At 49.6% G+C, this 8,478-nt stretch carries 7 protein-coding genes; all 7 read left to right on the forward strand.

The genetic code is table 11. The features are described from left to right. The first annotated feature begins 249 nt into the window (after positions 1–249). Entirely contained in the window at positions 250–924 is a 675-nt protein-coding gene (locus AC1DUA_RS26070) for a response regulator transcription factor (RefSeq protein ID WP_477502539.1), read from the forward strand. Between the two features lie 3 nt (positions 925–927). Then, entirely contained in the window at positions 928–2,856 is a 1,929-nt protein-coding gene (locus tag AC1DUA_RS26075; protein ID WP_477502540.1) for an ATP-binding protein, read from the forward strand. A gap of 24 nt (positions 2,857–2,880) precedes the next feature. Further along, positions 2,881–3,915, forward strand: coding sequence for an ABC transporter substrate-binding protein (locus AC1DUA_RS26080; RefSeq protein WP_477502541.1), 1,035 nt, complete (start codon positions 2,881–2,883; stop codon positions 3,913–3,915). Positions 3,916–4,013: 98 nt separating this feature from the next. Beyond that, positions 4,014–5,672: an ABC transporter permease gene (locus AC1DUA_RS26085; protein ID WP_477502542.1), complete on the forward strand. Its 1,659-nt coding sequence runs from the start codon at positions 4,014–4,016 to the stop codon at positions 5,670–5,672. Between the two features lie 18 nt (positions 5,673–5,690). Next, positions 5,691–6,254 (forward strand): ABC transporter ATP-binding protein, encoded by a 564-nt coding sequence (locus tag AC1DUA_RS26090; protein WP_477502543.1) that lies wholly within the window; start codon positions 5,691–5,693, stop codon positions 6,252–6,254. Positions 6,255–6,261: 7 nt separating this feature from the next. Then, the gene (locus AC1DUA_RS26095) at positions 6,262–6,429 is read left to right on the forward strand and encodes a hypothetical protein (protein ID WP_477502544.1); all 168 of its coding nucleotides are present in this window, start codon (positions 6,262–6,264) and stop codon (positions 6,427–6,429) included. A gap of 79 nt (positions 6,430–6,508) precedes the next feature. Next, a complete protein-coding gene (locus AC1DUA_RS26100; protein ID WP_477502545.1) occupies positions 6,509–7,519 on the forward strand; it encodes an extracellular solute-binding protein in 1,011 nt (336 codons plus the stop codon). Positions 7,520–8,478: the final 959 nt, after the last annotated feature.

The following is an 8,478-nucleotide window of genomic DNA, read 5'->3' on the forward strand; positions in this document are numbered from 1 at the left end:
TCTCCACATCGTGTCGGATCTGATTTGTTGTCACCTGTTGTAGTACGTTGCAGATCAAATAAAGTTCCCTTATACGGAAAGAAATATTACACCGCACTCTCATCATAAGGTTGAAAACGCTTTTTGTAAAATGCAATATAAGTCAGTCGTATTTACATAGCTCGTCTGTTGTGTAGAATGAATACACATGATGAACCCTTAATAGCAATGAATGCGCTATGCAAAATAACGCTGGAAAGGAACTTTCCTATGACTATTTTAATTATTGAAGACGATTCCAGCATCCAGATGCTGCTCAAATTAAGCCTTGAAGTTGAGGGCTTTCACCCTATGGTAGCCGGTACCATTGCCTCCGGGCTCGACACGCTCGCTTCCCATCAGATCGATTTAATCTTGCTCGATCTGATGCTGCCTGACCAATCAGGCTTCGAACTTTTGAAAACGCTGCAACAATCTTACAAAGAAATACCTGTCATCGTGCTCACGGCAAAAAACGAAATGAACGACAAAATATTAGGCTTCCAGCTCGGCGCTGATGATTATTTGACCAAGCCCTTTGAAACGCGGGAGCTTATCATGCGAATTCGTGCGGTTATGCGGCGAATGACCCCAGATACCGCCTTACATGCCGTTGATGTCCTTCAAGCAGGCATCATAGAAATGGATCGCAATGAGCGATCATTGAAAGTCGCRGGCCAATTGGTCAAAACAACCAGCAAGGAGTTCGACTTCCTCTGGCTGTTGTGCAAAAATCCGAAAAAGGTGTTCACGCGGGAGCACATTCTCGATCAGGTATGGGGGTTCGAATATTACGGACAAACCCGTTCCGTCGATATGATGGTGAACCGGCTCCGCGAGAAAATTAAACCCCACGATCATGTGCTGGCCACGGTTCACGGGATGGGCTACAAGCTGGAGGTTTAAGCCATGAAGCTGCGCAATAAGCTGTTCATTCAGCACACGATTACGATCATCATGCTGCTAGCTGCAATGTATGTGGTCGTGAACTATACGCTGAGCAAAAGTATGATTGAGCGGGACACCCAGACGCTGAGCCAATATTACGACTTGCATCGCATCGAGGCACTCAAAATTGTAAACGATAAAAAAATCAGCATCGAGCAGCTTTTTTCCGGGACATATGCCCCGCTGATCGCCTCGCATCTTGCCGCCAACAGCAACTTCCAAGTGCAGCTGTTTGATCCGGAGGGCACCATTATCGGAGACAGTGGCAATAGAGAAGATCTGGTGAAGCGAAGCGATATCGACGCTGCACTCGCGGGGCAAACCGCCACCGTCATAACGGAAGGCGAGAACAGCAAGATGCTCATCTACGCCTCACCTTTCCTTTACGAAGGCAAAATTGTTGGCGGATTCCGCTACTTGCTTGATTTAAATAAACACGAAGAAACCCTGTCTGCCATGAGGACTTGGTTTATTGGCGTCGCACTGGGCTGCCTGCTTGTCGCTTTGCTCGCGAGCTACTCGTTCTCCTTCTTCATCATGCAGCCGCTGCACGCCTTGCAGCATGCCTTGAAGCTGGTGACTGTAGGTGATTTCAGCCGAAAAATCACAGTCCGCAGCCAAGACGAGGTGCGAGAACTGGCCGATGACTTTAATCAAATGTCCGAAGCATTGCAAGAGCATATCGAACTGCTCCATTATGAGCAAAGTAAGCAAAAAAAGTTTTACGACAATGTTACGCACGAGCTGAAAACACCACTAACCTCCATCATCGGCTTCTCAGATCTGATAGATAAAATGGAGCGCATCGATGATATTCGAACATGCAATGTTTACATCCGTAAAGAAAGCACGCGACTGCTGCAAATGGTCGAAGAGCTGCTGCAATCGTCCCTCAAAGGCGATGAGGCTTGGCGGGTGCAGGTTGAACGTACAGACTTGGCTGCGATCCTGACGGACAGCTTGCGCATACTGGAACCTACATTGCTTAAATCTGCGATTACAACTGCTGTGCAAGTGCAGGCGTGTGAGTTGTACATTGATCCAAAACGTACACAGCAGGTTTTGTTCAACGTCATAGAAAATGCAATCAAGCATAGCGAGTGCACGCAGCTGAGCGTGCGGCTTGAGCAGCAAGAATACCAATGCCTCGTGCGCATTACCGATAACGGCAAAGGCATGGACGAAGAAGAAACACGTACGCTGTTCCTTCCTTCTGACGAAAAAGCTGAACGTCCTGTATCAGCCCATTCGCACGGGCTTGGGCTGCTGCTCTGCAAGCAATTGATGGAGCTGCAAGGCGGCGATATTACGATACACAGCCGTGAGGGAAGCGGAACGGAAGTCATTTTGAGCTTCCAAATGGAGCCTGTCCTCTCCCAAGGTCCCACTCGTGCAAACGCTTCACGGCTATTGCTATCAGGCTCTATGGCCTACTTGGATCAAGAGGATGTGCCCTTCCAAATCGGGACCAGCGGCTTCCGTTTCGGTAGTGACATGGTGAACTCGCTGGATATCAGCGCGGAAATCCGCAAGCTGCAAAATATGCTGATCGACAAAACGCTCACCGCAGAAACCGTCGGCAGTGTGATTGCTAACCCGGTCCATCAAGTATCTCGCTTGCACGATGGCGTTCTCACCACGTTACCCGAGACGGATCGGGCTGCGCTGACAATTCAGATGCGAACGGCGGTCCGGCTGATCGACTTCAGCCATTTTGACTTCATGGCGGAGCGCCCGAGCGCTCACTATGTTGTGCAGTTGAAGGATGAAGCCGCGAATGGGAAGCATTGGCTGCATATTGATCTATATGACAACGCTTACTTCATCGTGTTCGATTTGCTGGATGAAACCAACCATAAAGCCTATTTCAAGTTAAGTGACGCCTCCTAACCTATCGAGGGGATGGTTGATGAAATGGCTAGAAAGAAAAGTAACAGCTCCGTTTTAATCTTATCCGTAATTGTTGTCGTGCTTGTAGCAGGATTCTTCCTATACAAGTCTGGTGTTTTTGGTGGGAAAGCGAAAGGCAAAATTACCGTCTATTCCATTTTTCAAGAAGAAGAAGCACGTAAGATCCTGGATAAATTCAAGGCAGAGACCGGAATCGATTACGACGTTCTTCGTCTCCCAAGTGGTGAAGCCGTGACGCGCGTCCAGAATGAAATGGGCAAGCCGCAGGCAGACTTCCTGATGGGAGGTCCTGCAGATTCACATGAGGTATTGAAAAAAGCTGGGGCACTGGAGAACTACATTTCTCCGAATGCCAAAGATATTCCGGACAATATGAAGGATAAAGAAGGTTCATGGACTGGTTTTTATCTGAATCCAATTGCCATTGGCATCAACGAACAGCGTTGGAAAGAGAAATATGCTACGGCCCCTTATCCGCAGACGTTCCAAGAGCTGCTTGATCCTAAATTCAAAGGCGAAATCGGCATGTCCGACCCGGCAACTTCCGGTACCGCTTACACCGCAGTAGCCTCCCTTGCGCAAGTATGGGGCAAAGACAAAATGCTGGACTATGTGGCAAAGCTGCTGCCCAACCTGAAGGAAAGACCTAAATCCGGGATCGAACCGATTCAAAAAGCGGCTAAAGGCGAGTACACCATCGGGATTACCTTCCTTGGGGATCAGCTGAAAATGAAAAATCAGGGCAGCCCGATTATCTCTATCGTTCCAGAAGCCGCAGGTTATGAGGTTGGGGGACTAGCTATTGTCAAAGGCGGCGCAAACACCGAAGGCGCCAAGAAACTAATGGATTACATGCTGACGAATGAACCTGGACTTCTTTATACCGAATCAGCCTTCGCAAGCTCCGTGAAACCTACCGTACCGATCCCTAAAGGCGGTATCGACATCAAAACAACCAAATACAATACAAGCTACAGCCTGTGGAAAGCTGCCGAGCAGCGCAAAGAGCTGCAGGACGCGCTCAAGAATCTTAAATAAGAAAGCGTTTCCAGGGCATTGGAAGCCGCATATATCGCACGTCCTGCGGACCAATGCCCGTCTAAACAAAGAATGTGGAAGGCGGTCGTGAGCCCCTTATGATTATAGAAAAACAAGGCATGAGCACCTCGATCAGCAAGCTGGTGAAAGATCCCTCTTCGCTGATCCTCGTACTCATCAGTTTCGCCGTACTCTGTCTCTTCGTTATTTATCCGCTTATTTATGTTATTGCTTTGCCAGGGGCGACAGATTGGACGACATTCTTCAGCAAAAGCCGATACGGTACGGCGCTAGTGAACACAGTCGTTAGTTCCTCCCTCTCTGCCCTAACAGCAACGGTTTGCGGGTTTATTTACGCTTATTCGATTCATTACAGCAATATTGTAGGGAAAAAGTTTTTCCGTTTTATCGCCTTTCTCCCGATTCTCGCGCCTTCTGTAATGACCGGCCTGGCCTTCCTGCTTTTATTCGGCAGAGGCGGCATGGTATCGCAAACACTCAAAGCTTGGTTTAACGTCGAGCTAGATTTATACGGTTTGCCGGGTCTATGGATCGTTCAAACGATCTCGTATTTCCCGCTTGCCTACATGACGATTACCGGTGTACTACGCTCCATATCGCCTAATCTGGAAATCGCCGCGCAGAACTTAGGGGCACGCGGTTTCAAGCTTTTCCGCACCATCACGTTCAAATTAGCATTGCCGGGTGTTATCAACGCCTTCCTGCTCGTAGCGATCAACTGCTTTGCCGACTTCGGGAATCCCAAGCTGATCGGGGGCAATTACTCTCTGTTGGCCGTTGAAATTTACGGAGAAATCATTAATAACGAACCTGGCCTCGCATCTGTAATGGGCCTCATTCTCGTGATTCCAGCCCTGCTGGTTTTCGTGATTCAGAGCAAGCTGCTGTCCAAAGGCTCCTACTCGACAATAACCGGAAAACCTGTTTCCGGTCTGAATCGGGTCAAAACGTCCCGCAAGACGGACATTCTTTTGTTTATTTTCAACAGCATCATGGCCCTTTTCATCCTGTCGATGTTCGCCATTACGATTCTTTTCGCGTTCACGAAGAACTTTGGCCGAGATAACACTTTTACACTGAGTCATATAACTAAAATGGTGTTCAACCCATCCAGCCCCGCTGTTCTCAACAGCTTGGTGCTGTCTCTCATCGCGTCTATTCTAGCCGTCGGCTTCGCCCTAGTTCTGGCTTATGTCGTGGTTCGCAAGCCTTTTCCAGGCAAAAAAATACTCGATTTCACGGCCGTTCTGCCCATTGCTTTGCCGGGGACATTCGTGGGCTTGGCCTTGATCGTCGCTTTCAGCAATGGACCGATTATGCTCCAAGGCTCCGCCGTCTTGATCATTGTAGCCATGCTGCTGAAACAAATGCCTGTTGGGTATCGGGGACTCACTGCCTCCTTCAAACAGGTGGACAAATCGATCGAGGAAGCCGCCACCAATCTCGGAGCGGACAGTCGCCGCACACTGACAACTATCGTATTCCCGATGCTGCAAAAGACCATTGTCGCCAACTTCGTCTACGCATTTATGAAAAATATGAACACCTTAAGCACCATCGTCTTTCTGATTACGCCAAAATGGGTCGTCGCCGCCGTATCGATCTTCAACTACGCCGAAACCGGTACCTACTACTGGGCAGCCGCTGTGGCCGTTGGATTGATGGGAACTACACTGGCTACGCTCGGTGTGATGAAGCTCATTTTCCGCTCGAAGGTGAAAATATTTGATTTCTAAGTTAAGGAGTGAGAAATGATGAGTTCACAAGTTTTATTGGATTTGAAAAATGTTAGTAAAGTGTTCGGCAGCAACCACGTTCTCAAACAGATCGATCTGCAAATCGAACGCGGGAAATTCATTACCTTCCTCGGACCGAGTGGATGCGGAAAAACGACGCTGCTGCGCTCCATTGCAGGCTTTTATACCATAGATGAGGGTGAGATCAAAATTGACGGCCAGGTCGTCAATGATCTGCCTCCCTACAAACGCGGAACGCCAATGGTGTTCCAAGAGTACGCTTTGTTCCCTCATATGACCGTATTCGATAATGTCGCTTACGGGCTGGATATTCAGAAGCGCCCTGAGGCGGAAGTACAAGAACGCGTGAAGACGGCGATGGCCAAAGTGAAACTGACAGGCCTAGAGGAACGCTACCCGCACGAAATGTCCGGTGGTCAGCAGCAGCGCGTTGCTATGGCCCGCGCGCTGGTCATGAACTCCCCGATCATCCTGCTGGATGAGCCGCTCAGCAATTTGGACGCGAAGCTGCGTGAAGAAGTCCGCGTGGAACTGCGCAGCATTCAACAGCTTCCTCGTTAGCGGTTTCGTGAAATCATCGATGTTCCTAGGTGAGAAAGAGCGGTATTTCATTCTGGATGATAATATGAAAGAATGGATTGTCGATGCGTATGACATCGGGGCAACGCGATTTGAAGGGAACGTCACGATCCATGCCGCCGATGATAAAATTCATTTAATGAAGATTAGTGAATAGGACATAAATACAACTAGCAGCTAGGCTGAAAAGGGGAACTTTAGTTTCCTTTTTTGGCTGTTCAGGAGGAATTTGCATCATGTGGAAAAAAAGTCTGCTCGTGCTCCTAGCGGGGATTGGGATTTTCCTTGGTTTTCGCTTCATAGGGGAGAAGAAAAGCAATCAGCCGCTCAAAGTGTACGTGATCTTCCAGGAAGATGCGGGGCGGATTCTACTCGAAACATTTAAGGAGAAAACGGATCAGCCCTACGATATCATCCGAATGTCGAGCGGCGAAGCCAGCTACCATCTGCTAACGCTGGGCAAGACCGGGATCGACGTGGTACTCGGCGGCCCTGCCGATCTGCATGAGCAGCTCAAAAACAAAAGCAAATCCCTCCGCTACTCCCCAGCAGCTGCTAGCAGCATTCCAGCCAAGTACAAAGATGCCGGCGGCTACTGGACCGGCATGTATATGGGGGCGCTCGCCATTGGCGTGAACCAAACCGTCTGGCAGCAGGACCCTCAGCTGAAGGGTCTGCCGCTGCCACAGCGGTACGAGGATCTGCTGCGCCCCGAGCTCAAGGGCAAGATCGAGATTCCCGATCCCGAGACATCGGGAACCGGATACACGCTGCTCGCATCGCTTGCCCAGCAGCGCGGCGACAGCGATGCGATCGCTCTGATGCAGGCGCTGAAGAAACAGAGCGCCTCTATGACGTTCGCCGGCAACACTAGCGCACAGCATTTGGCCGAAGGCGAGATGGCCGCGGCCGTCTCGTTCTTGAGCGATCAGCTGCGCTTCAAAAACTCAGGCTACAACATCTCCTCCTTCATCCCGCCGCAAGCCGGCTGGGAGATCGGAGCCGTGTCGATCCTGAAGGGTGGCAACAACACTGCCGCTGCTAAGCAGCTCGTCGATTTCATGTTGTCCCGTGAGGTGCAGACGGATTACATGAACACTGCCTTCTCCTTTCCTGTGGCACCGGATATTCCGGTGAACCCGCTTCTTGCACCAGTGAAGCTGGAGAACCTGCTTGCTTCCTACCGCTTCGATCTAGCTGCTCAGCAGCATGAGAAGCTGTTGGCCGGGTGGCGAACGGCAGAGTAACGGGGTAACACTGTGCTAGATGGTGCGTGATCTGCGCTAACCTTAACAATGAGGGGGGAGGGAGCCGGTCGGTTCTGAGGACTGCCATCTCCCCTGTTTCGTTGGATTTCGTCCAACGGGCCGCGACTCTGGAGCTGTTTCGTTGGATGATTTCCAATGAAAACAGCTTTTACTKCTGCGAATTCCACTTTCCATTGGATGAATTCCAATGGGGGCCTTTCTAATCRCACTAATTTAGCGCAAAATAGATCATTCGGTTGGATTTCATCCAATGAAAGATGCTTTTTGACGAGCTAAATCCCATTTTCGTTGGATTTCGTCCAACGGGCCGCGACTCTGGAGCTGTYWCRTTGGATGATTTCCAATGAAAACAGCTTTTACTGCTGCGAAATCCACTTTCCATTGGATGAATTCCAATGGAGGCCTTTCAAATCACACTAATTTAGCGCAAAATAGAGCATTCGGTTGGATTTCGTCCAATGAAAGATGCTTTTTGACCGGCTAAATCCCATTTTCGTTGGATTTCGTCCAACGGGCCGCGACTCTGGAGCTGTCACATTACTCTCTACTCATTACTTGCTACTTACTACTTACACTCACTACTTACCACTCACTACTTACTACTACTACTCACCACTTACCACTTACCACTTACCACTTACCACTTACCACTTACCACTTACCACTTACTACTCACTACTCACTACTTACCACTCACCACTCACCACTCACCACTCACCATTCACCATTCACCATTCACCACTCACCACTCACCACTCACCACTCACCACTCACCACTCACCACTCACCACTCACCACTCACTACTACTACCACTCACCACTCACTACTACTACCACTCACCACTCACCATTCACCACTCACCACTCACCACTCACCACTCACTACTCACCACTCACTACTCACCACTCACCACTCACCACTCACTACTCACCACTCA

The sequence above is a fragment of the Paenibacillus sp. 01T422 genome (genome assembly GCF_056398785.1).